Genomic DNA, 24,972 nt, shown 5'->3' with positions numbered 1-24,972 from the left:
GCGCGCCACCCTATCCGCGGGCGGCGGTGGGATCAGCTCGCGCGGTAGTCGGCGCTGGCCGGGCACTCCGCGGGCGGCGTCCGCGCGCTCGCCGCGGGCCGGGCGTCGACGCCGAACAGCGTCTCGAGCGCCTGGAAGACATCGTCGGCGCGGCCGTCGACCGCGGCCTCCTGCGCGCGCACGGTGGGCGTGTGCAGGAGCATGCCGGTGAAGTGGCGCAGCGCCTGCTCGATCGCCTCGGCGTGCTCGTGGTTGCGGCCCCGCTCGAGCTCGCGCTCGAGGAGCGAGAACGCGTGCGTGCGCAGCGCCACGACGGCCGGCTGCGCCGACTCCTGGCGCCCTGCCTGGGCGAACCTGGCGGCCGCGTCGCGCACGATCTCGCGCGCCGCGTCGGTCGCCTGCAGCTCCTCGAGCGGCGCGTGCAGGCGGATCGTCTCGAGGTCGAGGAGCGTGATGCCCTCCACGTCGGCGACGTCGGGGGCGACGTTGCGCGGCAGACCGAGGTCGATGACGAAGGCACGCCCCGCGAAACCCCCCGCGGCGAGGACGCCCGCGTCGAGCACGGGCTCCTCCTGCGAGGTGCAGGTGATGATCATGTCGACGCTCGCCGCGGTGCGTGCGTAGGACGCGGCGTCGACGCGCTCCAGACCGTGCTTGAGCGCGAACTGCTCGCGGCCGGACGGCGAGTAGGTGAGCACCTCGCCCGCGCCGCGGTCGCGCAGGGCGGCGAGCGTCGCGGCGGCGTACGCGCCCGTCCCGACGAGCAGGACCGTGAGCGCCGACCAGTCGGCGATGCGGCTGTCGGCGAGGTCGAGCGCGAGGCGCACGAGCGAGCGGCCGGCGCGGCCGAGGGCCGTCGCGTTCTTGACGCTTTTCTGGGTCTCGGTGGCGCGCTGGAATAGGCGCTCGAGGTCGCGGGAGGTGGTGCCGAGCTCGCGGGCCTCGGCGAGCGCGCGGCGCACCTGGCCGCCGATCTCGCCCTCGCCGACCACGACCGACTCGAGGCCGGAGGCGACGGCGAACAGGTGCTCGGCGACGCGGCCGCCGACCGAGACCTCGCAGGATCCGCCGAGCTCGTCGACCGAGACGCCCGTGGCCTGCTCGATCGCGCGCTGGGCCGCGTCGATGCCGGCGTCCGGTGTCGCGCGGTCGATGTCGACATACGCCTCGACGCGGTTGCAGGTCGAGAGCACGACGGCGCCCACGATCCCGTCGGTCTCCGAGGGGATGAGGGGGGCGATCGACTCGGTGTGCGCGCTCAGCCGTTCGAGGAGCTCGAACGGGGCGGTCTGATGACTCGCGGACACACACAGAAGCACAATCCGTCATTCTACAGGTTGTCGAAACCAGATCTGAATGATTCCAGAGAAGATAGGGGAGCCTTACCCGCGCGACCGCCGGCGGGGCGCGGGGCGGGGCGACCCGTATATTGAGCGAATGACTACCGATCGCGCCGCGTCGGCTCCGGGCAGCATGCCGCCCGCGATCCGGATCCTCGTCGTCCTCTCGGGCACCGTCCTCGTCCTCGCCGGGCTGTGGCTCGCGCGCGACATCTTCGGGCCCCTCGCGCTCGCGGCGATCATCGTCATCATCTGCTATCCCGTCGGCCCCGCCGTCGTGCGCCGCGGCGCCCCGCGGTGGGTCGGGAGCACGGCGGTGATCCTCGTGGCCTACGTCGTCCTCGCGGTCCTCGCGCTGTTGATGTCCTTCGCGATCGTCGAGTTCATCCGGCTGGTCACGGAACTGCTCCCCGAGGTGTCGGCGATGACCAGCCAGGTCACGGCCTGGCTCGACGACCTCGGCGTGAGCGCGCAGATCGGCGCGCAGCTCTCGTCCCTCCTCAGTGCCTCCAACCTGTTGGGCATCGCCACCTCGCTCTCCGGCAGCGCGGTGTCGGTCGGCACGGCGTTCTTCTTCGTGCTCGCGTACGTCATCTTCATGGGCGTCGACGTCTCGCGCTACGCGGGCGCGGAGCGCGTGTTCGGCGCGCGGATCCGCCCCACGATGGACCGGATCCGGGCCTACTGCGCGGGCGTGCGGCGCTACTTCGTCGTCAACGCGTCCTTCGGCCTCATCGTCGCCATCATCGACGGCATCGCGCTGTACATCCTCGACGTGCCGGCCCCGCTCGTCTGGGCGATCCTCGCGTTCGTGACGAACTTCGTGCCGAACATCGGCTTCATCCTGGGCCTCGTTCCGCCCGCCGCCCTCGCCCTCGTCGCGAACGACTGGGTCACGGCGCTGATCGTCGTCGGGGTCTACATCGTCGTCAACGTCACGCTGCAGGTCCTCATCCAGCCGAAGTTCGTCAGCGACGCCGTCGGCCTGAGCCTCACGCTGAGCTTCTTCTCGGTCATCTTCTGGACGTTCGTCATCGGCCCGCTCGGCGCGATCCTGTCCATCCCCCTGACGCTCCTCGCGCGCGCCCTCGTGCTCGAACCGGATCCGTCCGCCCGCTGGCTGCGCTGGCTCTCCGGGGACGACGACGTGGCCGCGGAGGAGGATCCGCCCGCGATCCGTCCCCGCACGCCGTAGCCAGGGGCGGCCCAGGGGAGGGGGTGCCATGATGGGCGCATGTCTCTCACCGACGCGCCCCTGCTCCGCGCCCTGCGCGGCGACCGCCCCGACCAGACCCCCGTGTGGTTCATGCGTCAGGCCGGCCGTTCTCTCCCCGAGTACCGGAAGCTGCGCGTCGGGACGGCGATGCTCGACGCGTGCCTCGACCCCGAGACGGCGGCCGAGATCACACTGCAGCCCGTGCGCCGCCACGGCGTGAACGCGGGCATCTTCTTCAGCGACATCGTCGTACCGCTGAAGATCGCGGGCGTCGAGGTCGAGATCGAGCCGGGCCGCGGGCCCGTGTTCGCGGATCCGATCCGCACGGCCGACGACGTCGCCCGCGTCACGAGCATCCCCGTGGAGTCGATCCTCGACGGCGCCGAGCCGATCCGGGAGGCCGTCGCGCTGACGGTGACGGAGCTCGGGGCGCAGGGGATCCCGCTCATCGGCTTCGCGGGCGCCCCCTTCACGCTCGCGGCGTACCTCGTGGAGGGCGGCCCGTCGAAGGAACACCTCCGCGCCCGCGCCATGATGCACGCGGATCCGGAGGCCTGGCACCGCCTCGCCGGGTGGCTGTCGGAGCTGTCGGCCGCCTTCCTCGGCGTCCAGGTCGGCGCCGGCGCGAGCGCCGTGCAGCTGTTCGACTCGTGGGCCGGATCCCTGTCACCCGCCGACTACCGCGCCTTCGTCGAGCCGCACTCGCGCGCCGCGCTGGGCGGGGTCACGGGCGTCCCGCGGATCCACTTCGGCGTCGGCACGGGCCCGATCCTCTCGGACATGACGCTGCGCGGGGAGACCGAGGCCGTGGGGGTGGACTGGCGCCTGCCGCTCGACGAGGCCGCCGCGATCGTCGGCCCGGACGTCACGCTGCAGGGCAACATCGACCCGGCCATGCTGCAGGCGCCGTGGGAGGTGCTCGAGGCGCACCTCCGCGACGTCGTCCGCCGCGGCCGCGCGGCGCGCTCCCACGTCGTGAACCTCGGACACGGCGTCCCGCCCGAGACCGACCCGGACGTCCTCACGCGCGTCGTCGAGCTCGTGCACTCCCTGTGATGGCGGGCGAGGGCTCCTTCGACCTCGCCGCGCTGCACGAGCGGGCCGAGGCCGCCCGGGTGGTCATCGTCGGCGCGGGCATCGGCGGCCTCGTCGCCGCGCTCGAATTCGCCCGCTTGGGGATGCGCGTCGTCGTCGTCGAGGCGGCGGAGCGCGCGGGCGGCGCGATCCGCACGGGCGAGGTCGCTGGCCTCACGCTCGACCTGGGCGCCGAGAGCTTCGCGACCCGCGGCGGGCACGTGCGCCGCCTGGTCGACGAGCTGGGGCTCGACGGCGAGGTCGTCGCGCCCGAGGCGGGCGCGGGCGGCGCGTGGGTCGCAGGCGTGCCGGGCGTGGGCGCGGCCCCGCTGCCGCGCGGGGGGATCCTCGGGATCCCGCAGAACCCGTTCGCCGATGACGTCCGGCGCATCCTCGGCTGGCCGGGCGCGTGGCGCGCCTACCTCGACCGGATCCGCCCCGTGCTGACGATCGGGCACGCCGACTCCCTCGGCCAGCTCGTGCGCACCCGTCTCGGATCGCGCGCGCTCGACCGGCTGGTCGCGCCCGTGACCTCCGGGGTGTACTCGGCCTCGGCGGACCTCATCGACCCGGACATCGCCGCCCCCGGCCTGAACGCCGCCGTCACCCGCGCGGGCTCGCTCACGGGCGCCGTCGCGGCGCTCGCCGCCGAGCGCCGGAGCGCGCCGGGCGGCGCCGTCGAGGGCCTGCGCGGCGGGATGGGCGGGCTCGTAGCGGCGCTCGTGCGCCACCTCGAGGAGCTCGGATCCGCCGTCATCACCTCCGCGCCCGTCGCGCGCCTGGAGCGCGCGGAGGACGCCGAGCACGCGTGGCGCGTCGTCCTGTCCGACCCCGCCGCGGATCCGCTCGACGCCGACGCCGTCGTGCTCGCGACGGAGGAGGGCCCCGCGCGCGCGCTCGCGGCGCCGTTCGCGGCCGACCTGGAGGCCGAGCCGCCCGCGCCGGGGCCCGTCGTCGATATCGTCACGCTCGTCGTGCGCGCGCCCGAGCTGGACGCCGCGCCGCGCGGCACCGGCGTGCTCACCGTCCCGGGATCCCACCGCGCGAAGGCCCTCACGCACGCGAGCGCCAAGTGGGCGTGGGTGCGCGACGCGGCCGGGCCCGGGGTCCACGTGATCCGGGTGTCGTTCGGCTCGGCCGCGGAACCCCCCGCCACGGAGGGTCTGGACGAGGCGGGCGTGGCACAGCTCGCGCGCGAGGAGGCCGAGGCTCTGCTCGGCGTCCCGATCCCGCCGGATCGGGTCCTCGGCGCGCGACGTGAGCGCTACGCCCAGTCGCAGCCGGCCGCGACGATCGGCCAGCGCGGCCAGGCCGCCGCCGCGCGCGAGGCGATCCGCGGGGTGACGGGACTCGGCGCCGTCGGCGCGTGGCTGTCGGGCACGGGTCTCGCGCAGGTCGTTCCCGACGCGGTCGCGGAGGCCGACCGGGTGCGCCGCGCACTGCTGTTCGCCGGGGACTGAGCGGGAGAGATTCCCGTTTGGGAATGCATCCCCTAACGTAGAGACCGCTGCAGCTGATCGAGATCACGAAGGGGCACCCCATGCGAGGAAAGATCGGGCTGGTCGTCGGCCTGGGAGTCGGATACGTGCTGGGCACGCGAGCCGGGCGGGCGCGCTACGAGCAGATCAAGACGCAGGCCGAGCGCGTCTGGGCGCTCGAGCCGGTGCAGAAGCAGGTCGGCAAGGCCAAGGGCCTCATGCAGGCGAGCGCCATGGCCGTCCCGCGCATCGCGTGGAACGGCGTCGTGAAGGTCGTGCGCACCACGACGGCGCCGGGCGCGACGCCCGGACAGAAGTTGGACGCCGCCATCGACGAGGTCGAGGACGCCGCGGAGGACATCCGGAAGGCGACCAGCTGATGGCCCGTCACGCGCCGTCGCCCGTGCGCGATCGCGCCGACGACAGCCTGTTCACGCTGCTCGGCGACCTGCCGGAGCTCGTGAAGAACCTCATCCGCGCCGAGCTGGGCGCCGTGAAGACCTACGTCGGCAAGCTCGTCAAGCACGGCGGCTGGACGGCGATCATGGCGGTCGCGGCGCTGTTCTTCCTGTTCTGGACGATCCCGGCGTTCCTCGCGTTCCTCATCATCCTGCTCGACCTGTGGATGCCGCTCTGGGCGAGCGCGCTCATCGTCCTCGGCATCGGCGTGGTCATGATCGTCGCGTGCGCCGCGTACGCCTACCTCGTCCACGTCCGGGCGATCAAGCGGCTCGAGAGCCCGGGCGCGGCCGCGAAGGCCGACGCCGCCATCGTGAAGGAGTTCGCGGATGAGTTCTGAGCAGAAGTCGACGATCGTCCCGAGCGGGATCCACGACCCCGTGCAGCTCGCGCGCGTCGAGCTACAGGCGGCGCTCGCGGCGATCGAGATCAAGGCGAACTACCCGCGGCGCATCAGCGAGGCCGCGGATCGCGCGGTGACGAAGGCGCGCCAGGTGGCCGACGAGAAGCCGGCGGCGGCGCTGGCCGCCCTCGTCATCGGGGCGACCGCGATCGGATCCGCCGTCTGGGCGATCGCCCGCATCGCCTCGCGCTGACGCCTCCGGCGCCTGGGCGATTACTCTCCCAGCCGTCGGGGGAGCATGATGGAGGCATGTCCGAGATCTCTGCTCCCACGGGTGACGACTACAGCCTCTGGACCGTGTGGCGGCGCGACCCGCACCGCCCCCTCGCCGAGGAAGACACCGCCGGCGCCCAGCGCGTCATCGACGCGCTGGCGGAGACCGGCGTGACGGTGCGCGGCTTCTACGACGTCAGCGGCATGCGCGCCGACGCCGACCTCATGATCTGGCTGCACGGCAAGGTGCCGGAGGACCTGCAGCGCGCGACCCGCGACCTGCGCCGCACTGGCTTGCTCTCGCACCTCCTGCCGACGTGGAGCGGCATGGCCGTGCACCGCGACGCGGAGTTCAACAAGGCCCACGTCCCGGGCTACCTCCGGGGCGAGCACGCCCGCCGCTGGCTCGTCGTGTATCCGTTCGTGCGCAGCTACGAGTGGTACCTCCTGGACGACGGCGAGCGCCGCGCGATGCTCGCCGACCACGGCCGCAAGGGCGCCGCCTTCCGCGGCGTCGTGGCGAACACGATGGCGTCGTTCGCGCTCGGCGACTACGAGTGGATGCTGCCGATGGAGTCGGACGAGCTGACCGAGCTCGTCGACATGATGCGCGAGCTGCGCTACACCGAGGCGCGCCGCCACGTGCGCGAGGAGGTCCCGTTCTATACGGGCCGGCGGATCCCTCTCGAGGAGGTCCCCGAGGTCCTCAGGTAGGTCGCCATGAGCACCACGACCCCCCTGCGCCTCGGTACGCGCCGCAGCCGCCTCGCGATGGCCCAGTCGGGCATGATCGCCCGGGCCCTCGAGCGCGTCTCCGGCCGACCCGTCGAGCTCGTGCAGATCACCTCCGAGGGCGACACCAACCGCGCCTCGCTCGCCTCGCTGGGCGGCACGGGCGTGTTCGCGACCCGCCTGCGCGAGGCGCTCGCCGCCGGCGAGTGCGACGTGCTCGTGCATTCGCTGAAGGACCTGCCCGTCGCGCCCGCGCCCGGACTCGTGATCCAGGCGCTCCCGGCCCGCGCCGACGCGCGCGACGTCGTCATCACGCGCGACGGCACGCCGCTCGACGCGCTCCCCTCCGGCGCGCGCGTCGGCACGGGGTCCCCCCGCCGCATCGCGCAGGTCGCCCGGGCCAACCCGCGGGTGGCGACCCACGATCTGCGCGGCAACATCGACTCCCGCATGGGCCGCGTGCGCGACGGCGACCTCGACGCCGTGATCCTCGCCGCCGCCGGCCTCGGCCGCGTCGATGCCGGCGGCGCGTCCGTTCCCACCGCCGACGGCCTCCATATCGAGCCGCGCGGGCTCGCGCGCTGGCCGACGGCCGCCGGCCAGGCGGCGCTCGCCGTCGAGATCCGGCAGGACGCGGATCCGCAGCTGCGCGCCTGGGTGTCCGAGCTGGACGACCCGGTCACGCGCTTCGCGGTGACGGTCGAGCGCGAGGCGCTCGGCGGCATCGAGGCCGGGTGCCACGCGCCCGTCGGCGTGCACGTCGCCGTGACGGGCGAGGACGTGCGGATCCGCGCGAGCGTGTACGCCGCGGATCCGGCCAGCGACGTGAGCGTGGACAACGGCCTGCGCATCCCGGGTTTTGCGGGCCTGATCGAGGAGTATATTCGGGGGCGTGGCAGCGGAGCAGCTGTCGACAGCGCGGCCCTTTCGGGGCGCGCCCGTGAGATCGGAAGCGACCTCGCGCGTCGGCTGCTGGACAACGGGGCAGCCGACATCGTGACGAGAGAGGCATCCCCCACCTCATGACCAACGAGACCAAGACCGACAAGCCCCTGACCGGATGGCGCGTGCTCGTGCCGCGGGGCGGCCCCTGGGGCGACAGCGTCGCCGCGAGCCTGCGCGCGCAGGGCGCGATTCCCGTCGTCTCCCCGCTCATCAACTTCGCCCCGGCCGCCGACCCGGCCCCGCTGGAGGCCGCGCTCGCCGAGCTCGCGGAGGGCCGTTTCGCGTGGGTGACCGTGACGAGCGCGACGACCGTCGACGTCCTCCACGCCTACGGAGCGAAGGTCCCGGCGTCCACGCGCATCGCCGCGGTCGGCGAGACGACCGCGGCCGCGCTCAAGGCCGTCGGGTACCCCGTCGACCTCGTGCCAGAGCGCGACAACTCGGCCGCGGGCCTCGCCGAGCAGATGATCGCGCTCGAGACCGAGCCGCGCCGCGTCCTGACGCTCCGCAGCGAGATCGCCAAGCCCGTCCTGAGCGACCGCCTGCGCGCCGCCGGGCACGACGTGCACAGCGTCGTGGCGTACCGCACGGTCGGCGTGCCCGCGACGGAGCGCGCCTCGCGAGACGTGCTCAACGGCCGGGTCAACGCGATCCTCGTGACGAGCGGATCCGTCGCCCAGCAGGTGCGCGAGCAGTTCCCCGAGATTCCCGACCAGACCGTGATCGCGGCGATCGGCCCGCGCACGGCGCAGGACGCGAACGAGGCGGGTCTGCCGATCCAGGTCGTCGCGCCGCGGCGCTCGGTCGGATCCCTCATCGACGCGCTTGCCGACCTGCCGGTGCCGCCGCCGACGCCGGAGGCGATGGCGGTGCCCGAGACGGGGACCTTCGACGTGGCCGCGACCCGGCGGGGGCACGCCTCATGAGCTTTCCCGCCCGCCGCCCGCGCCGCCTGCGGTCCTCGGCGGCCGTGCGCCGCCTCATGGCCGAGACGCACCTCGTGCCGTCTCAGCTCGTCCTGCCGATGTTCGTGCGGGAGGGCATCGCGGATCCGCAGCCCATCACGTCCATGCCCGGCCAGGAGCAGCACACCCTCGATTCCCTGCGCCGCGCGGCCGCCGAGGCCGCCGAGGCCGGGATCGGCGGGCTGATGCTCTTCGGAGTGCCGGCCGTGCGCGACGCGGTCGGTTCCGGCGCAGATGACCCGGAGGGGATCCTCAACGTCGCGACCGCCGCGGTCGCGGAGGAGGTCGGCGACGCGCTCGTCGTGCAGACCGACCTCTGCCTCGACGAGTTCACCGACCACGGCCACTGCGGCGTCCTCACGCCCGGCGGAGCCGTCGACAACGACCGCACGCTCGAGCGCTACCGGGCGATGGGCCTCGCCCAGGCCCGCGCCGGGTCGCACCTGCTCGGCCTGTCCGGCATGATGGACGGCCAGGTCGAGGCGGTGCGCGACGCGCTCGACGCCGAGGGCTTCACGGACACCCTGATCCTCGCCTACTCGGCCAAGTACGCGGGCGCGTTCTACGGGCCGTTCCGCGAGGCCGTGGACTCGCAGCTCACGGGCGACCGGCGCACCTACCAGATGGATCCGCCCAACGCGCGGGAGGGCCTCGTGGAGGCCCTCCTCGACGTCGAGGAGGGCGCCGACGTCGTCATGGTCAAGCCCGCGCTGCCGTACCTCGACGTGCTCGCGGACGTGCGCCAGGCCGTGGACGTGCCGGTGTGGGCGTACCAGGTGTCGGGGGAGTACTCGATGGTCGAGGCCGCGGCCGGCAACGGCTGGATCGACCGCCGGGCCACGATCCTCGACTCGCTGATGGCGATTCGCCGCGCGGGCGCCGACGCGATCCTCACCTACTGGGCCGTGGAGGCGGCGGGCTGGATCCGCTCCGGGCTCTGAGGCTCGCCCTCACCCCTCGTTCACGGTGACGAGGAGGCGCTGCCAGCCGGAGGATCCGTTCGGATAGATCGGGGCGCTCTCCTCGATCTGCGTCTCGCCGTCGCGGTTGATCGCGCGGACGGCGACGTAGTGGGTGCCGGGGGAGGCGTCCCAGTCCAGGCGCCACTGCACCCACGAGTCGTCGTTGATGGGGTTCGACAGCTCGGCCTCTTGCCACGCGCCGTCGTCGATCGAGACCTCCACGCGCTCGATGCCGACGGTCTGCGCCCACGCCATTCCCGCGATCGGAACGCGCCCCGCGGCGACCGGGGTGCCCGTGCGCGGGGTGTCGATTCGGGACGAGAACTTGATCGGCGCCTTCGCGGAGTAGCCGCGCGGGGTCCAGTAGGCCTCGTCCTCGGCGAAGGTCGTGACCTTCAGCTCCGTCAGCCACTTCGTCGCGGAGACGTAGCCGTACAGGCCCGGCACCACCATGCGGACGGGGAAGCCGTGCTCGGGCGGCAGCGGCTCGCCGTTCATGCCGACGGCGATGATGGCGTCGAGCCCGTCGTCCGTGAGCGAGCCGAGCGGCGTCGAGGCCGTGAAGCCGTCCACGCTCCGCGAGAGCACCATGTCGGCGTCGGCGTCGGGCCGCGCGAGGGCCAGCACGTCGCGCACGGGGACCCCGAGCCAGATCGCGTTGCCGACGAGGTCGCCGCCGAGCGGGTTCGAGACGCAGGTGAGGGTCACGCCGTACTCGTCGAGGCCCATGTCGAAGAGGTCCTGCAGGGTGATCTCGACCTCCTCCTCGACCCGCCCCGTGATCCGGAGGGTCCAGGTCGCGGGGTCGACGGTCGGTACGACGAGCGCCGTGTCGACGCGGTAGAAGTCGGCGTTGGGGGTGACGATGGGCGCGAGCCCCTCGATCTCGAAGTCGGCGCCGGCCGGGACCTCGACCGTGCGCCCGGGGCTCGGCAGGCGGAGCTCGGATCGCAGCGCCTCGGCGCTCGAGGTCGCCGCGTCCACGAGGCGCGCGCCGACACCGACGAGCACCGCCGCGGCGCCGGCGACGGCGGTCGCGCGGAAGAACGCGCGGCGGTCGAGCCCGCGCGGCGCGGCCGGGTCCTTGGGCACGGCGGGCGCGGCCCGCCACGCGCGCAGCCGCGCGATGAGCAGCATGAGCACGACCGCGCCCACGATCGCGCCGACCGTGCCCGGCACCCACGCCCACGCGGGCGCGCCCGGCCGGGTGACGGCGGCCGCGACGGCAGCGGCCCCCGCGACCCCGACGATCGCGACGCCCGCGGGGCGCGCGCGGTACTGCAGGATCCCGGCGGCGGCCGCGGCGACGAGCACCGCGAGCCCGAGGCCGGCGAACAGCGCGACCTTGTCGTACGCGCCGAAGAGGGAGATCGCGAGCTCCTTCAGCGGGCGCGGGATCGTGTCGACGACGACGCCCCCGACCGCGACGAGCGGCCCGCCGCCCGGGCTCGCCACGAGGGCGAGCGCCTCCGCGGTCGCGAGAAACGCCGCCGCCGCGACGACTCCCGCCAGCGCGCTCCAGGGCCAGACCCGCTCGGTGTCCTGCGCCATGATCTCCCGCCTCCCGGGGCGCCGGTGTCCCCTCGTTCGGATATTCGTCGCCCGGCGCGGATCGGATGGGTCAGGCGGCGTCCGCCGTCGCCTCCCAGGCGAGGCGGACGAGCCGCCTGAGCACGTCCAGGTCGATGTCGCCGAGCCCGTTCACGTACACGCACCCGACCCCCTCGGAGTACGTCCCGAGCTCGGGGAGGAGCGCGGCGCCCTCCGGAGCGTCCTTCAGCCCGTAGAGCGAGTGGCGGGCCTTGCGCGGCGAGAACGCCACGCGCGGCCACCTCCCGCGCGTGCGGGGGTTGACGGGCGAGACGTACGCGAAGGATCCGTACCCCACCATCGACGGACCCCACATGACCGGATCCGCCCCCGTCACCTCGCGGAAGAGCGCGTCGAGGACGGCGCCCTCCTCGCGTCGCCGGGGCGTCGCGGCGGCGGCGAGAAAGTCCTCGACGCTCGCGTCGGTGGGCTGGGTCTTGTTCTCGGCCATGGGCCCATCCTCTCCCCACCGCGGCCGCGAGACAATGGAGGCATGACCGATCGCAACGACGAGCTCTTCAGCCATGCCCGCAGCGTCATCCCCGGCGGCGTGAACTCGCCCGTCCGGGCATACGGATCCGTCGGCGGCACCCCGCGCTTCCTCGCCTCGGCGCGCGGCGCGTACGTCACGGACGCGGCCGGTCGCGAGTACGTCGACCTCGTCGCGAGCTGGGGTCCGGCCCTCCTCGGTCACGCCCACCCCGAGGTCGTCGCCGCGGTGCAGGAGGCGGCCGCCCAAGGGCTGTCCTTCGGCGCCCCGACGGAGGGCGAGGTCCGCCTCGCCGAGCTCATCGCCTCGCGCGTGCGCGCGGGCGGCCTCGCGCCCGTCGAGGAGGTGCGCCTCGTCTCGACCGGGACGGAGGCGACGATGACCGCGATCCGCCTTGCGCGCGGCGTCACGGGCCGCGACCTGCTCGTGAAGTTCGACGGCAACTACCACGGTCACTCGGACGGCCTCCTCGCGGCCGCCGGGTCCGGCGTCGCCACGCTCGCGCTGCCCGGGACCGCGGGGGTGCCCGCCGGCGTCGCGGCCGAGACGCTCGTCGTCCCCTACGGCGACCTGGACGCCGTGCGCGCCGTGTTCGCCGCGCACGGCGAGCGGATCGCCGCGATTATCGTCGAGGCCGCCCCCGCCAACATGGGCGTCGTGGAGCCGCCGGCGGGGTTCAACGCGGCCCTCGCGGACATCGCGCACGCCGCGGGCGCCCTGCTGATCGTCGACGAGGTGCTCACGGGCTTCCGCGTGCACCCCGCGGGCGAGTGGGGCCGCCAGGTCGAGGCGGGGCACGCCTACCTGCCCGACATCCTCACCTTCGGCAAGGTCGTCGGCGGCGGCATGCCGCTCGCGGCCCTCGGCGGGCGCCGCGACGTCATGGAACAGCTCGCACCCACGGGGCCCGTGTACCAGGCGGGGACCCTCTCCGGGAACCCGCTGTCGGTCGCGGCGGGCATCGCGACGCTCGAGCGCGCGACGCCCGAGGTCTACGACCGGCTGAACGCCGCGGCGGATCGGGTGATCGCGGCGCTCACCGGCGCCCTCGCGGCCGAGGGGCTCGCCCACGCGATCCCGCGCGTCGGCACGCTGTTCGGCCTCGCGTTCCGCGACGCGGCGCCGCGCGACTACGACGAGGCCAAGGCGCAGGACCAGGCGCGGTTCACGCCGTTCTTCCACGCGATGCTCGACGCGGGCGTCCACCTGCCCCCGAGCATCTTCGAGGCGTGGTTCGTCACGGCCGCGCACGATGACGCCGCGCTCGCGCGGATCGAGGAGGCGCTCCCGGGCGCCGCGCGGGCGGCCGCGCGCGGCTGAGCCGTCAGCGGGCCGTCGCGCCCTCGAGGTCCAGGAGGAAGCGCTTGACGTCCTCGCGCCCCGCGTACTCGCCGACGGATCCGTCGGAGCGGATCACGCGGTGCGCGGGGACGACGAGCGTGATGGGGGTGAAGCGGCAGGCCGTGCCGACGGCGCGCGCGGCGCGCGGCCGGCCCGCGCGCGCGGCGATCTCCCCGTAGCTGGCGGTCTCGCCGTAGGGGATCTCCGCCACGAGGCGCAGCGCCTCGGCCGCGAACCCGGTCGACAGCGACCAGTCGATCTCGACGTCGAACGTTGTCCGCTCGCCCGCGAAGTACTGCTCGAGCTGCTCGGAGAGCCCCGCGACGTCCGCGTCCGCGGGCGCGAGGGATCCGCGCACCTCGCGGGCGACGGCGTCGACGACCCAGCCCGGATCCTCCGCCGTGCCGAGCGCGACGAGGCGGTCGCCGGCCGAGAAGACCGCGACGGCGGCGCCGATGGGCGTGGGCGTCGCGGTGTAGCGGTAGGTCACGCCGCGCGGGACGCCGCCAGGAGCGCGCGCGTGCGCGGCCCGAGTCCGAGCTCCTCCGCCTGGACGAGCTGGTCGTAGGTGTCGACGTCGTGCCGGAGCGTCGAGGACGCGGGCACGTCGAGGAGCGCGTGGCCCGCCTCGGCGTGCTTCTCGGCGGATCCGGCCCCGAAGCGCGGCTCGAACGTCGCGGGCGTGCGCCAGGTGACGAGGGTCGTGCCGAGCGCCGCCTCGTCCGCGACGAAGCCGCGCTCCACGTCGCCCGCGAGCTCCAGCGCGCGGTCGAGGTCCTCGGGCGTGAGCGCGGGGAGGTCCCCGAGGAGGGCGGCGCGGGAGGCGTTCTCGGCCCGCTCGAGCCCCAGGCGCACGGCGCCGTTGAGATTCATCCCGGGATCCTCGAGCCACCGGGCGCCCGGGAACTGGGCGACGCCCGCCTGCACGTCGTCGTCGCTCGTGACGACGACGACCTCGTCCACCCGCGTCGCGGCCGCGGCCGCGGCGATCGTGTCGAGCGCGATCGCGAGCGCGATGCGCGGCCGGTCCGCCCCCGGGAGCTCGAGGCGCGACTTGCCGGACGCCGTCGTCTTCACGGGGACGACGATCGACCACCCCATCACGCCACCCGCCCGCGCAGCTTCGGCAGCACCTCGCGCCCGTAGAGCTCCAGGAAGTCGGCCTGGTCGTGCCCCGGGTCGTGGAAGACGAGGTGGGTGAAGCCGAGGTCGAGGTACGACTGGATCCGCGCGACGTGCTCGTCGGGGTCGTCCGAGACGATGAACCGGCTCGCGGCGCGCTCGATGGGCAGCTCCTCCGCGAGGCGCTGCATCTCCATGGGGTCGTCGACGCCCATCTTCTCCTCCGGCGTCAGCGCGAGCGGCGCCCAGAAGCGCGTGTTCTCCAGCGCGCGGTCGCGGTCGGGGCGGAAGGAGACCTTCACCTCGAGCATCCGGTCGACGTCGCCGCGGTCGCGCCCCGCCTTCTCGATGCCCTCGTCGAACGCGGGCAGGAGCTTGTCGGCGTAGAGCTCGGGGGCCTTGCCGCTCGTCGTGATCCAGCCGTCCGCGATCCGGCCCGCGAGGCGCGTCGCCGCCGGACCCGACGCGCCGATGTAGATCGGCACCTCCTGGTCGGGCCGGTCGTAGATCGTCGCGTTCGAGGTGCGGTAGTAGGTGCCCTCGTAGCTCACGCGCTCCTCGCGCCACAGCTCGCGGATGAGGAGGATGGCCTCCTTCATCCGCTGAAAGCGCTCCGGCGGATCCGGCCAGGCCTGCCCCAGCGTCACCTCGTTGAGCGCCTCGCCCGTCCCCACGCCAAGGATCATGCGGCCCGGGTACATCGCGCCCAGCGTGCCGAACGCCTGCGCGATGACGCCGGGGTGGTACCGGAATGTCGGCGTCAGCACGGACGTGCCGAGGAGGACGCGCGAGGTCGCCTCTCCGACGGATCCGAGCCACGGCAGGGCGGCGGGAGCGTGCCCGCCCTCGTGCATCCACGGCTGCATGTGGTCGCTCAAGAAGACCGAGTCGAAGCCGTTCTCCTCGGCCCCGACGGCGAAGTCGAGGAGCTCTCGCGGGGCGAACTGTTCGGCGGAGGCCTTGTAGCCGAATCGGAAGGGCACGGTCATGAGGAGGTTCCTTCGTTCTGCAGGGCGGGCGACGCCTCGCGGCGGGCGCGGGTGAGTCGCGCGCGGAAATCTGAGACGGAGCCGGGCCACAGAAGGGTCAGCCTCCCGCTCCGGTCGTCAACGTACCAGTTCGCGCACCCGCCGGTGAGCCACGGGGTGAGGGCGGCGCGACGCGCGATATCCGCGGTCGCGGCGCGCTCCGCGTCGGCCGTCACCCGCACGGGGCCGGGGAACGCGAACGGCGCCGTGACGCGTTCGGCGATGAGCGCGGCGGCCGTCTCGGCCTGCGCCTCCGACAGGAGCACGGACGAATTGTGCCCGAGCGAGGCGTTGGGGCCGTTGAGCACGTAGAGGTTCGGGAAGCCCGGCACGAGGGTGGACGCCACCGCGGTCATCCCCTCGGACCAGTGCGCGGCGAGGGTCTTGTCGCCCTCGCCCGTGACGAGGCCAGCGTAGGGCTGGCGCGTGGTCTCGAACCCCGTCGCGAGCACGATCATGTCGGCCTCGTAGCGCGCGCCCGAGGCGGCGACGAGCTCGCCCCCGCGCACCTCGGCGAGCGCGGACGGCTCGAGGGTCACCGCGCCCGACGCGAGCGCGGGGTAGAAGTCGTCGCTGAGGAGGACCCGCTTGCAGCCGAAAGCGTAGTCGGGCGTGAGCGCGGCACGGAGCGCGGGATCCGCGACCTGCCGGGCGAGGTGGGCGAGCGCGACGCCCCGCATGCGCGCCGATTCGACCGGATCCCCGGAGCGCGAGGCGAGCCGGGCCTCGCCCTCGGCGAGGAGCTCCGCGCGGTGCGCGGCAAGGGCGGCCGGATCCGCGGCGAATCGGGCGCGGTCGGCGGCGTCGATCGGGTGGTCGCCGCGGGGCACGATCCAGGCGGGGCTGCGTTGGAAGAGCGTCACGCGAGCGCCGAGGCGCGCCAGCTCCGGCACGAGCTGGATCGCGGACGCGCCGGTCCCGACGACCGCGACGCGGCGGCCCGCGAGCCCGGCAGGCCCGGCGGCCTCGTGATCCCAGCGCGCCGAGTGGAACAGCGCGCCGCCGAAGGTCGCGAGGCCCGGGATCGCGGGGATCCGCGGCTCGGTGAGGCGCCCGGCGGCGAGCACGAGGTGGTCGGACACGATGCGCCCCGGGCCGCGCCCCGTCGTCTCGACGGCCCAGTCGGATCCGCTCCACCTGGCCGCGGAGAGCGCGGTGTCGAAGAGGATGTGGGAGCCGAGGCCCTCGTCGGCGACGATCTTCTCGAGGTAGGCCTGGATCTCGTGGCCCGGGGCGAAGACGCGCGACCACGCGGGCGATGGGTGCGACGCGAGGCTGTAGAGGTGCGAGGGCACGTCGCACGCGATCCCGGGATAGGTGTTGTCGCGCCACGTCCCGCCCACGCGCCCCGCGCGCTCGACGATGACGAACGACTCGACGCCGGCCTCCCGGAGCGCGAGCGCCTGCGCGATGCCCGCGAACCCCGCGCCGACGATGACCGCGTCGACCCGCAGCGCGCCCGTCACGCGGGCACCTCGACGCAGCGCGCGTCCCCGTAGGTCGTCGTGCGCACCCGCAGCGGGCGGAAGAGCGGCTTCACGAGGGCGCGCGCGGCCTCGACCGGCAGCTCCGCGCCCGCCTCGACCCCGCTCGCGGCGCCGACCCGGCCGTCGCGCAGCGTGCCGCCGAGGTCGTCGCCGCCCGCGCGCAGGAGCGCGGCCGATGCGGCCCGCCCGTGGCGCGGCCAGGGGATCTGGACGTGCGGGATCTTGCCCGTGAGCATCAGGCGCGCGACGGCGACCATGGCGCGGTGCTCGTCGGCGGCCGCGCGGCCGGGGACGAGCGGCGTGCCGCCGCCCGGGAGGGGGATCGGCACGAATTCGCGGAAGCCGCCGGCCTCCGCCTGGATGGCGAGGAGCTCGCGGAGGTGGGCGACGCGCTCCGCCGCGGTCTCGACGTGGCCGTAGAAGAGGACGGAGGTGGAGGAGAACCCGGCCGCGTGCGCGGCGCGGACGATCTCGCGCCAGCGGTCGATGCCCAGGTCCTCCGGCGCGACGAGCTGCCGCACCCGCTCGTTGAGGATCTTCACCCCCGTGCCCGGCACCGTGTCGACGCCGGCCTGGCGCATCGCCTCGAGCGCGCCCGCGACGCCGAGGCCCGTCCGGTCCGCGAGGTCGGCGATATCGCGCGGGCGGAACGCGTGGAGGTGTATCCCGGGGGCCGCCTCGCGGATCGTGCGGGCGATGTCGAGGTACGCGTGCGGATCCTCGCCCGGGGCCAGGGTCCCCTGCACGCAGATCTCGCTGAGCCCGAGGCTCCAGGCGTCGCGCGCCATGTCGGCGAGGCCTTCGAGGTCGTAGGCGCCGGGCTCGGCGCCGCCCCGCGCACGAAAGAGCGACGACGAGATGTTTCGGTTGTCGACGATGCTGACGGCCTCGCCCACCGTGTACCGGCGCACGTCGTCCGCCGTGTCGACAAGGGCGTCGAGCTCGTCGCCCGTCGCGGTGAGGAGCCTTTCCCACTCGTCGTCGCCGAGGGATCCCGGATCCTGCGCGGCGCGCTCGATGACCGCGGCGATGAGGCCGCCGGGCGCGCTGAGCGTGGGGGACGCGGGCGCGCCGGCGTGCCGAATCGGATCGCCGGGCGCCGCCCCGACCGGCACGGCGCCCTCGCGCGCCAGGCCCGTGTCCGGGTCGCGGAGCGCGTCGACGGGGCCGCGGAGTGCGGGCGAGATCCACTCGGGCCCGAGGAACTCGGGGTGCGCCGTCAGGCGCTCGCGCAGCGTGAAGCCGAGCTCGGCCGTGCGCGCCGCGAGGTCGTCGAGGTGCGGCCACGGCCGCTCGGGGTTGACGTGGTCGGCCGTCAGCGGAGAGACCCCGCCGAAGTCGTCCGCGCCCGCCCGCGCGAGCAGCTCGAGCTCGACGGCGTCCTGCAGGTTCGGCGGGACCTGCACGCGCATGCCCGGGCCGAACACGAGGCGCGTGACCGCGACCGCGGCGGCGTACTCGATCAGCTGCGCGTCCGGCGCGTGCTGCATCGCCGTGCGCGGCTTCGCGCGGAAGTTCTGCACGATGATCTCCTGCAGGTGCCCGTGGCGCTCGTGCGCGTCGCGCAGCGCGATCATCGACTCCGCCCGATCCGCGATCGTCTCGCCGATGCCCACGAGGATCCCGGTCGTGAACGGGATCCTCGCCCGTCCCGCGTCCTCCAGGAGCTGCAGGCGCACCGCGGGATCCTTGTCCGGGGATCCGTAGTGCACCTCGCCGCGGTTCTCGAACAGCGCGCGCGAGGTGGTCTCGAGCATGACGCCCATGGACGGCGCGACGTCGCGCAGGCGAGCGAGCTCCTCCGGGCGCATGACGCCGGGGTTGAGGTGGGGCAACAGGCCCGTCTCGTCGAGGATGAGCCGGGTCATGGCGCCGACGTAGTCGAGCGTCGAGGCGTACCCGTGGTCGTCGAGCCAGGCGCGCGCCTCGTCCCAGCGCGCCTCGGGCCGGTCGCCGAGGGTGAGCAGCGCCTCCTTGCAGCCGAGCGCCTGGCCCTGGCGCGCGACCGAGAGGACCTGCGCGGCGCTCATGTACGGCGGCTTGTGGGCGGCGAGGAGCTGGCCCGGGGTGTCGACGAAGACGCAGTAGTGGCAGCGGTCGCGGCACAGCGTCGTCAGCGGAATGAACACCTTGCGGGAGTACGTGATGATCCCTGCGCGCCCCGCGCGCCGGAGGCCCGCGTCGCGGGCGCGGGACGCGAGGCCCAGGACCCGCTCGAACGCGGGGCCGGTCGCGCCGAGGAGCGCCTCGGCGTCTGCCGCGTCCAGGCGCCCGCCGCGCTCCGCGCGCGCCAGGGCCCGGTCGAGGGGGGAGGGGGAGGTCACGCTCATCACCGCCCAGTCTCCCACCGCCCGGGGGCGCCGGGCGCGCGAAGGGGGGTCCGCGCGGGGCCCGTCAGCCGACCTCGACGCGCGCGATCGCCTCGCCGCGCGGGGAGACCGCCCGGATCCGCACCGTGCCGGGGCCCGTCGGGCGCAGGACCGCGAGCGCTCGGCCGTCGAAGGTGCGCCAGGCGCTCGCGTCGAATCGCTCCGCTGTCTTGGGGTTCGCGCTCGCCATGCCGCTGAGCTCGGCGGGGCCCTGCACCTCGACGCGGACCTCGACGTCGTCGTCGGCGACGAGGCGGCCCTGGGCGTCGCGCAGCTCGAGCGCGACGAACGCGAGATCCTCCGCGTCATCCCGGATCCGCTCGCGATCGGGGAGGGCGACGAGGCGCGCGTCGCCGGCGGTCTCGAGCACCTCGCGGCCGACCTCGACGCCGCCTTCGAGCGCGATGGCCTCGAGCCTCCCCGGGCGGTACGTCGTCTCGAACGTCGCGACGAGCGGGCGGTCTTCCCCCACCGCGGCCTCCCCGATCTCGCGGCCGTCGAGGAGGAGGCGCACGCGCTCGGCGCGCGCGTAGACCTCGACGGTCACGGGCCGCTCCTCGAACCCGCGCCACGTCCAGGACGACACCGCGTCGCTCCACGCCCACGGGGACGGCTGGGCGATGGCGGATCCGTGGTGCGCGGGGCGGCGTACCGCGATGTACGGCTCGGCGCGCAGGCCGAAGGCGATCTCGCGGTAGTAGGAGACGGGGCGCCGGTGCCCGGTGATATCGATGTCGCCGGTCCACGCGGTCAGGAACGGGAACTCCCGCTCCAGCCCGGGCGCGGCGGTCGGGTCGTCCGCGTACGCGGTGGATCCGATCCCGACCTCGCCGAGGTAGTCCCAGCCCGTCCACGTGAAGTCGCCGATCACGTGGGGGTGCGCCTCGACGAGCGGCCACAGCCGCCCGATCTGCCCCGCGAAGGTCTCGGATCCGACGATGACGCGGTGCGGGTACCGCTCGCCATCGGCCGCGTACCGGGCGTCCGCGTAGTTCAGCCCGACGACGTCGAGGACGGAGCTCGACTCCTCGATGCGCCGGGTCGCGGTGTCGCTTGACCCGATCTCGTTGAACGGGTCGCCCTCGCTCGCGGCCTGGTTGAGGCCGCCCTTCTCCTCCACGATCTGCGGCACCTCGTCGATGACGGCCAACAGCGCGTTGACGCCGTTCGTGATGAGGCGCGTGGGGTCGAGCGCGCGGACGTGTTCGGCGAGGCGGCGCGCCCAGCGCGCGCCGTGGGGGGTGCCGACCTCGGCGATCTCGTTGCCGAGGGAGTACAGGATGACGCTCGGGTGGTTGCGGTCCTTCGCCACGAGCGCGCGGAGGTCCTCCTCCCACCACTGCGGGAAGTCGGCGGCGTAGTCGAAGGGCGTCTTGAACCGGGTCCACATGTCGAATGCCTCGTCCATGACGAGCATGCCGAGGCGGTCGCACGCGTCGAGCATCGCGACCGACAGCGGGTTGTGCGAGGCCCGGATCGCGTTGAACCCCGCGGCCTTGAGCAGCTCGACGCGGCGCTCCTCCGCACGCCCGACCGCCGCGGCCCCGAGCGGCCCGTTGTCGTGGTGGACGCACGCCCCCCGCAGCAGGACGGGCTCGCCGTTGATCCGCAGGCCGCGGCGCGCGTCCGCGGTCACGGTGCGGATCCCGAAGGTGACGGTCACGGGATCCGCGTCGTCCAGCGCGACGGTCGCCTCGTAGAGCGCGGGGTCGTCGGGCGACCACAGCCGCGGCGCGGGGACGGCGAGGCGGTGGCGCACGAGCGCCGTCTCGCCGGACGCGAGCGTCACCGGCGCGGCGTCGCGGTCGACCTCGCCGCCGCGGGCGATCGACGAGGCGACGCGCACGGTCCGCGTCGTGCGCTCGGTGTTGCGGACCGCGGTGCGCACCTCGACGATAGCCTCCTCGTCCTCGACGCGCAGGGTCGCGACCGTCACGCCGTCTGGCGCGATGTGCACGGCGTCGAGGACGTGCAGGTGGGCCGGTCGGTGCAGGCCCGCGCCCGAGTACCAGCGCGAGTCCTGGCCCGCGCGCGCCTCGATGCGGATCCGGCTCGTCCCGCCGAAGCGGAGGTAGGGGGTGAGATCGACGAAGAACCGGGCGTAGCCGTCCGCGCGGTTGCCGGCGAGCTCGTCGTCGACGAACACCTGCGCCCGGCGGTACACGCCCTCGAGCTCGAGCAGGATCGTCTTCTCGCGCCAGGACGCCGGGACCTCGAGGTCGCGGAGGTACGCGAAGGCGCCGCCGGGGTAGTACGCGCCGGCGCCGCGGCCGGGGGCGTCGGGGGTGCGTTCCGCGTCGCGCAGCGCGTCGTGCGGCAGGCGCACGGGGCGGGCGGGCTCCTCGCCCGCGACGGCCGCGAACGGGCCGCTCGCGGCGCGCACGCGCCAACCGTCGGTGAGGGGGGTGCGGGTCATGGGGTCTCCTCCGGGTGCGGGGCGGTCTGCGCCGGCGTCCGCGCCGGGCGTGGGGTGGGGTGCAATGATGGGGGCATGGTCAGCTTGCTCGTCGATTCCGAGCTCCTCGAGGTGCAGCTCGCCCCGCTGGAGCGCCGTCTCGCGCTCCGCAAGGATCCGCTCCGGATCCCGCGGGCCGCGATTGCCCGCGTGCAGCTGACGGACGACCCGTTCACGTGGATCCGCGGGGTGCGCGCCCCGGGCACGCACGTTCCGAACCGGCTGGCGTACGGGACGTGGAAGTCGGTGTTCGGCGACGACTTTCTCGCCGTGCGGCCCGGCCGACCGGGCGTCGTGATCGACCTCGCCGACGGCGAGGAGTTCCAGCGCGTGGTCCTGTCGACGAAGCACGGCCTCGCGCTCGCCCGCGCGTTGCAGCGCGACGAGGAGCGCGAGGCCGGCGAGGTCACCGAACTGACTTAATCCCGATCACCGACACGGCCCCGAGGATCGCCATGACGATCGCGACGGGGAAGACGAGCTGGTACCCGCCCGTGACGACGACGAGCGTCGAGGTGATGATGGGGCCGAGCGTCTGGCCGAGCGTGGTCGCCAGGTTGAGGATCCCGAGGTCCTTCCCGGCCTTCTCCTGGTCCGGCAGCACGTCGACGTTGAGCGCCTGGTCCACCGAGCTGTAGATGCCGTAGCCGAGGCCCGCGATGCCCGCGTAGAGGAACATGCCCATGGCGGTGGGGAAGATCCACGGCATCGCGATGCCGACGGCGAACAGCAGGCTCGCGATCATGACGGGGAGCTTCCGGCGCCCGATCCAGTCCGAAATCGGACCCGCGCTGAGCGAGGCGACGAGGCCCACGACGAGCGTGATGACCGACATCGTCGACACGGTCGCGGCCGACTCGACGACCGTCTGCCCGACGTAGTTCTGCACGATGTAGAGCTGGTACGCCGTGATCATCTGGTAGCCCACGAGCATGAACAGGCGGCACGCGAACGCGCGGTAGAAGTCGGGCGCCGCGGAGGGGCGCGGCGGGCGGAAGGACTTCACGAGGTCGAGGAAGCCGCCGCCCTGCGCCGCGGTGCCGCGGGCGTCGCGCTCGCGGGGCCACACGATGACCGCGACGATACCCGCGGCGAACATGAGCGCGCCCGCGAGGACGTATCCGGGCAGGACGACCGTGATGAAGGCCGCGCCGACGATGGCGCCGAGCGGGTATCCCACCGTGACGCCCGCGCCGAAGAACGCGGACATCGTGCCGCGCACCTCCTGAGGCACGCGGTCGGAGATGACGGCGATCGCGGGCGCGAGCATCATGTTGAGGCCGACCATCGTCACGCAGTACAGGACGAGGATCGCGGCGGGGGAGGCCACGAGCCCGACGCCCACGAGGGAGGCGCCGCCCAGGACGGCGCCGCCGACGATCCACGGCGTGCGCCGGCCGAAGCGGGTCCGGACGCGATCGGACAGGTTGCCGAAGACGAGGTTCGCGACGAGCGACACGACCGCGGTGACGGAGTTGATCGTGCCGAACCAGGCGTCGGGCGAGGCGACGCCGATGTCGGTGAGGCGCTGGGGCAGGAGGACGTTGCCGACCATCGCGAGGCCGACGGCCCAGAGGACGCCGAACAGGAGGAAGCCGGCGCCGAAGCGGGTCGCGCGGGGACGGGTCGCGACGGTTGTCGTCGCGGTGGGCGCGTCGAACCGCGGCTGCGGATCGGGAACGGAGGGGGTGGTGGTCATGGGGGGCTTTCTTCTAGGCGGCGGTGCCGAAGGTGGCGGGGGAGGGGGCTTCCGTCCCGAGGGACGAGAACGCGCGGAACGTGACGTCGCCGGAGGTGGCGTAGAGGCCGATCACGCGGCCCGTGAAGGAGGCGGCGGTCTCGGCGGAGAGCGACCGGCCGTCGACGGCGGCGAGCTCGACGCGCTCGCCGCCGGACTCGGCCCACAGCGTGATGACGTCGCTCGTCATCGCGAGCGTGCCGAAGGAATCCGTGTCGGGGAACGCCGAGTCGAGGTGGAGGCGCACGGGGCCGGCGGGGAGCCGCGCCGACCACTCCTGGCGCAGGCTCGGCACGACGGCGCGCGCGGTCACGATGACGCCGTCGCCGTCGACCCGGGCCTCGATGTCGACGTGCGTGTCCTCGTCGTACCGGACGGCGAGCCCGCCGATCCCGCGGGAGACGTCGGCCGTGACGGCCGCGCGCGTCGCGATCGCGAGCTGGCGCCGCCCGACGAACGCGGGCCGCAGCCCGTCGAGGGTCGTGCCGGCGCCGCGGATCGTGAGGGTCTCGGCGGCCGGATCCACGGACGCGAGCTCGGCGGGCAGCCGGCGCGGCGCGATCCAGCGGTTGTCGAGCGGGCCGTCGAACGCGACGTCGTCCCGCAATTCCGGGCGCGGGGCGTGCGCCACGGGATCCGCGATGGGCCAGCCGTCTACCCACCGCACGGGCGTGACGAAGGTCTCGCGGCCGAGGGGGGAGAACGCGCGGGTTCCGCCGCGCGGGCGTACCCCGAGCATGACGAGGAGCGTCTCGCCGCTCGGCCCCGTGACGAAGTCGCCGTGTCCCGTGTTCTGCACGGGGCGGATCGTGCTGCGCGCCGTGAGGAACGGGTTGCCGTCGAAGGCCGTGAAGGGCCCCTCCGGCGACGGGCCGCGGGCGATCGAGCAGCCGTGTCCGCGCTCCGTGCCGCCCTCGGCGATGAGCAGGTACCAGAACCCGTCGCGGCGGTAGAGGTGCGGCGCCTCGGGGAACATGGATCCGGATCCCGACCAGATGTCGCGGACCGGGGTGAGGATCTCCCCCGTGTCGAGGTCCGCGCGCACCTGCTGGATCCCCAGGTGGGTGCCCGTCTCCGGGCCGCTGAGGATGAGGCCGGAAAAGGTGATGATCGCCGTGCCGTCCTCGTCCCACGCCAGGTCGGGGTCGATGCCGTTCAGGCCCTCGATGACGACGCCGTCGCTCCAGGGGCCCGCGGGGTCCGTTGCCGTGAAGACGATGCAGCCGCGGCCGCCGGGGACGCCCACAATGACGAAGAAGCGGCCGTCGTGGAACCGGAGCGTGGGTGCCCACACGCCGAGGTTCGTGGGCACCTCCGCGATCTCGAGCTGCTCGGGCCGCGTCGCGACGTTGCCGATCTGCTCCCACTCGACGAAGTCGGTGCTGCGGTAGACCGGCAGGCCGGGCAGGTACTCGAACGTCGAGGTCACGATGTAGTACGCGCCGTCGACCGCGACGACGCTCGGGTCGGGGTTGAAGCCCGGAAGGAGGGGGTTTGGGTAGCCCGAGGGCGTTTCAGGCGCTGCCATGGATGCTCCTCTGCATCGAAACTGTTTCGCTCTGTTA

The 24,972-nt window shown here is 74.1% G+C and carries 23 protein-coding genes; 12 read left to right on the top strand and 11 right to left on the bottom strand.

All coding sequences use genetic code 11. The features are described from left to right. Positions 1-32: 32 nt before the first annotated feature. A complete protein-coding gene (locus tag G8E01_RS01250; RefSeq protein ID WP_166314768.1) occupies positions 33-1,319 on the bottom strand; it encodes a glutamyl-tRNA reductase in 1,287 nt (428 codons plus the stop codon). A gap of 118 nt (positions 1,320-1,437) precedes the next feature. Between G8E01_RS01250 and G8E01_RS01245 the strand changes: the two genes are divergently transcribed. The 10 genes from G8E01_RS01245 (at position 1,438) to hemB (ending at position 9,766) form a co-directional block, all read left to right on the top strand. Continuing rightward, positions 1,438-2,535, top strand: coding sequence for an AI-2E family transporter (locus G8E01_RS01245; RefSeq protein WP_166314765.1), 1,098 nt, complete (start codon positions 1,438-1,440; stop codon positions 2,533-2,535). A gap of 39 nt (positions 2,536-2,574) precedes the next feature. Then, a complete protein-coding gene (hemE, locus tag G8E01_RS01240) occupies positions 2,575-3,612 on the top strand; it encodes a uroporphyrinogen decarboxylase (RefSeq protein WP_166314762.1) in 1,038 nt (345 codons plus the stop codon). Continuing rightward, entirely contained in the window at positions 3,612-5,090 is a 1,479-nt protein-coding gene (locus G8E01_RS01235) for a protoporphyrinogen/coproporphyrinogen oxidase (RefSeq protein ID WP_166314760.1), read from the top strand. Before hemE ends, G8E01_RS01235 begins: the two co-directional genes overlap by 1 nt. Before the next feature lie 80 nt (positions 5,091-5,170). Further along, on the top strand, positions 5,171-5,488 hold the full coding sequence (locus G8E01_RS01230) for a hypothetical protein (RefSeq protein WP_166314757.1): 318 nt from the start codon (positions 5,171-5,173) through the stop codon (positions 5,486-5,488). Further along, positions 5,488-5,907 carry a phage holin family protein gene (locus G8E01_RS01225; RefSeq protein ID WP_166314754.1) on the top strand — a complete coding sequence of 140 codons (420 nt, stop codon included), beginning with the start codon at positions 5,488-5,490 and terminating at the stop codon, positions 5,905-5,907. The genes G8E01_RS01230 and G8E01_RS01225 overlap by 1 nt, the downstream gene beginning before the upstream one ends. Then, positions 5,897-6,163, top strand: a complete 267-nt coding sequence (locus G8E01_RS01220) for a hypothetical protein (protein ID WP_166314751.1) — start codon at positions 5,897-5,899, stop codon at positions 6,161-6,163. Before G8E01_RS01225 ends, G8E01_RS01220 begins: the two co-directional genes overlap by 11 nt. 56 nt (positions 6,164-6,219) lie before the next feature. Next, the gene (hemQ, locus tag G8E01_RS01215; protein ID WP_166314748.1) at positions 6,220-6,897 is read left to right on the top strand and encodes a hydrogen peroxide-dependent heme synthase; all 678 of its coding nucleotides are present in this window, start codon (positions 6,220-6,222) and stop codon (positions 6,895-6,897) included. A gap of 6 nt (positions 6,898-6,903) precedes the next feature. Beyond that, positions 6,904-7,941: a hydroxymethylbilane synthase gene (gene hemC / locus G8E01_RS01210; protein ID WP_166314745.1), complete on the top strand. Its 1,038-nt coding sequence runs from the start codon at positions 6,904-6,906 to the stop codon at positions 7,939-7,941. After that, positions 7,938-8,786 carry a uroporphyrinogen-III synthase gene (locus tag G8E01_RS01205; RefSeq protein WP_166314742.1) on the top strand — a complete coding sequence of 283 codons (849 nt, stop codon included), beginning with the start codon at positions 7,938-7,940 and terminating at the stop codon, positions 8,784-8,786. The genes hemC and G8E01_RS01205 overlap by 4 nt, the downstream gene beginning before the upstream one ends. Further along, a complete protein-coding gene (gene hemB / locus G8E01_RS01200; protein WP_166314739.1) occupies positions 8,783-9,766 on the top strand; it encodes a porphobilinogen synthase in 984 nt (327 codons plus the stop codon). The genes G8E01_RS01205 and hemB overlap by 4 nt, the downstream gene beginning before the upstream one ends. Before the next feature lie 9 nt (positions 9,767-9,775). Here the strand turns inward: hemB and G8E01_RS01195 are convergent, their stop codons facing one another. Together G8E01_RS01195 and G8E01_RS01190 are read right to left on the bottom strand one after the other, a co-directional pair. Next, entirely contained in the window at positions 9,776-11,338 is a 1,563-nt protein-coding gene (locus tag G8E01_RS01195; protein WP_166314736.1) for a molybdopterin-dependent oxidoreductase, read from the bottom strand. 70 nt (positions 11,339-11,408) lie between these two features. Beyond that, positions 11,409-11,828, bottom strand: a complete 420-nt coding sequence (locus G8E01_RS01190; protein WP_166314733.1) for a DUF1801 domain-containing protein — start codon at positions 11,826-11,828, stop codon at positions 11,409-11,411. 42 nt (positions 11,829-11,870) lie between these two features. On the opposite strand from G8E01_RS01190, the gene hemL reads away from it, so the two are divergent. Continuing rightward, on the top strand, positions 11,871-13,187 hold the full coding sequence (gene hemL, locus G8E01_RS01185) for a glutamate-1-semialdehyde 2,1-aminomutase (RefSeq protein WP_166314730.1): 1,317 nt from the start codon (positions 11,871-11,873) through the stop codon (positions 13,185-13,187). 4 nt (positions 13,188-13,191) lie between these two features. Here the strand turns inward: hemL and G8E01_RS13010 are convergent, their stop codons facing one another. The 6 genes from G8E01_RS13010 to G8E01_RS01155 all read right to left on the bottom strand — a co-directional run bounded on the left by G8E01_RS13010 (position 13,192) and on the right by G8E01_RS01155 (position 21,630). Beyond that, the gene (locus G8E01_RS13010) at positions 13,192-13,698 is read right to left on the bottom strand and encodes a methylated-DNA--[protein]-cysteine S-methyltransferase (RefSeq protein WP_166314727.1); all 507 of its coding nucleotides are present in this window, start codon (positions 13,696-13,698) and stop codon (positions 13,192-13,194) included. Continuing rightward, a complete protein-coding gene (gene cofC, locus G8E01_RS01175; RefSeq protein WP_166314724.1) occupies positions 13,695-14,309 on the bottom strand; it encodes a 2-phospho-L-lactate guanylyltransferase in 615 nt (204 codons plus the stop codon). The genes G8E01_RS13010 and cofC overlap by 4 nt, the downstream gene beginning before the upstream one ends. Further along, complete coding sequence (gene fgd / locus G8E01_RS01170; RefSeq protein ID WP_166314721.1) at positions 14,309-15,319, bottom strand: glucose-6-phosphate dehydrogenase (coenzyme-F420); 1,011 nt, start codon at positions 15,317-15,319, stop codon at positions 14,309-14,311. Before fgd ends, cofC begins: the two co-directional genes overlap by 1 nt. Beyond that, positions 15,316-16,824: an FAD-dependent oxidoreductase gene (locus tag G8E01_RS01165; protein WP_166314718.1), complete on the bottom strand. Its 1,509-nt coding sequence runs from the start codon at positions 16,822-16,824 to the stop codon at positions 15,316-15,318. Before G8E01_RS01165 ends, fgd begins: the two co-directional genes overlap by 4 nt. After that, the gene (gene cofG / locus G8E01_RS01160) at positions 16,821-19,175 is read right to left on the bottom strand and encodes a 7,8-didemethyl-8-hydroxy-5-deazariboflavin synthase CofG (RefSeq protein WP_166314715.1); all 2,355 of its coding nucleotides are present in this window, start codon (positions 19,173-19,175) and stop codon (positions 16,821-16,823) included. The genes G8E01_RS01165 and cofG overlap by 4 nt, the downstream gene beginning before the upstream one ends. Positions 19,176-19,239: 64 nt before the next feature. Continuing rightward, entirely contained in the window at positions 19,240-21,630 is a 2,391-nt protein-coding gene (locus tag G8E01_RS01155; protein WP_166314712.1) for a glycoside hydrolase family 2 TIM barrel-domain containing protein, read from the bottom strand. 75 nt (positions 21,631-21,705) lie between these two features. Here G8E01_RS01155 and G8E01_RS01150 point away from each other — a divergent pair, with 75 nt between their 5' ends. Then, positions 21,706-22,092 (top strand): hypothetical protein, encoded by a 387-nt coding sequence (locus tag G8E01_RS01150; RefSeq protein ID WP_166314709.1) that lies wholly within the window; start codon positions 21,706-21,708, stop codon positions 22,090-22,092. On the opposite strand, the gene G8E01_RS01145 is transcribed toward G8E01_RS01150, so the two are convergent. Both G8E01_RS01145 and G8E01_RS01140 read right to left on the bottom strand, forming a co-directional pair. Beyond that, on the bottom strand, positions 22,076-23,368 hold the full coding sequence (locus G8E01_RS01145) for an MFS transporter (RefSeq protein WP_166314706.1): 1,293 nt from the start codon (positions 23,366-23,368) through the stop codon (positions 22,076-22,078). The genes G8E01_RS01150 and G8E01_RS01145 overlap by 17 nt on opposite strands. Before the next feature lie 13 nt (positions 23,369-23,381). Beyond that, entirely contained in the window at positions 23,382-24,935 is a 1,554-nt protein-coding gene (locus G8E01_RS01140; protein WP_166314703.1) for a glycoside hydrolase family 43 protein, read from the bottom strand. Between the last annotated feature and the right edge of the window lie 37 nt (positions 24,936-24,972).

The organism is Microbacterium excoecariae, from assembly GCF_011326725.1.
GTDB classification, from domain to species: Bacteria; Actinomycetota; Actinomycetes; order Actinomycetales; family Microbacteriaceae; genus Microbacterium; species Microbacterium excoecariae.
Note: the sequence above shows the minus strand (reverse complement) of the source record. Positions and strands in the feature narration are given on the sequence as shown.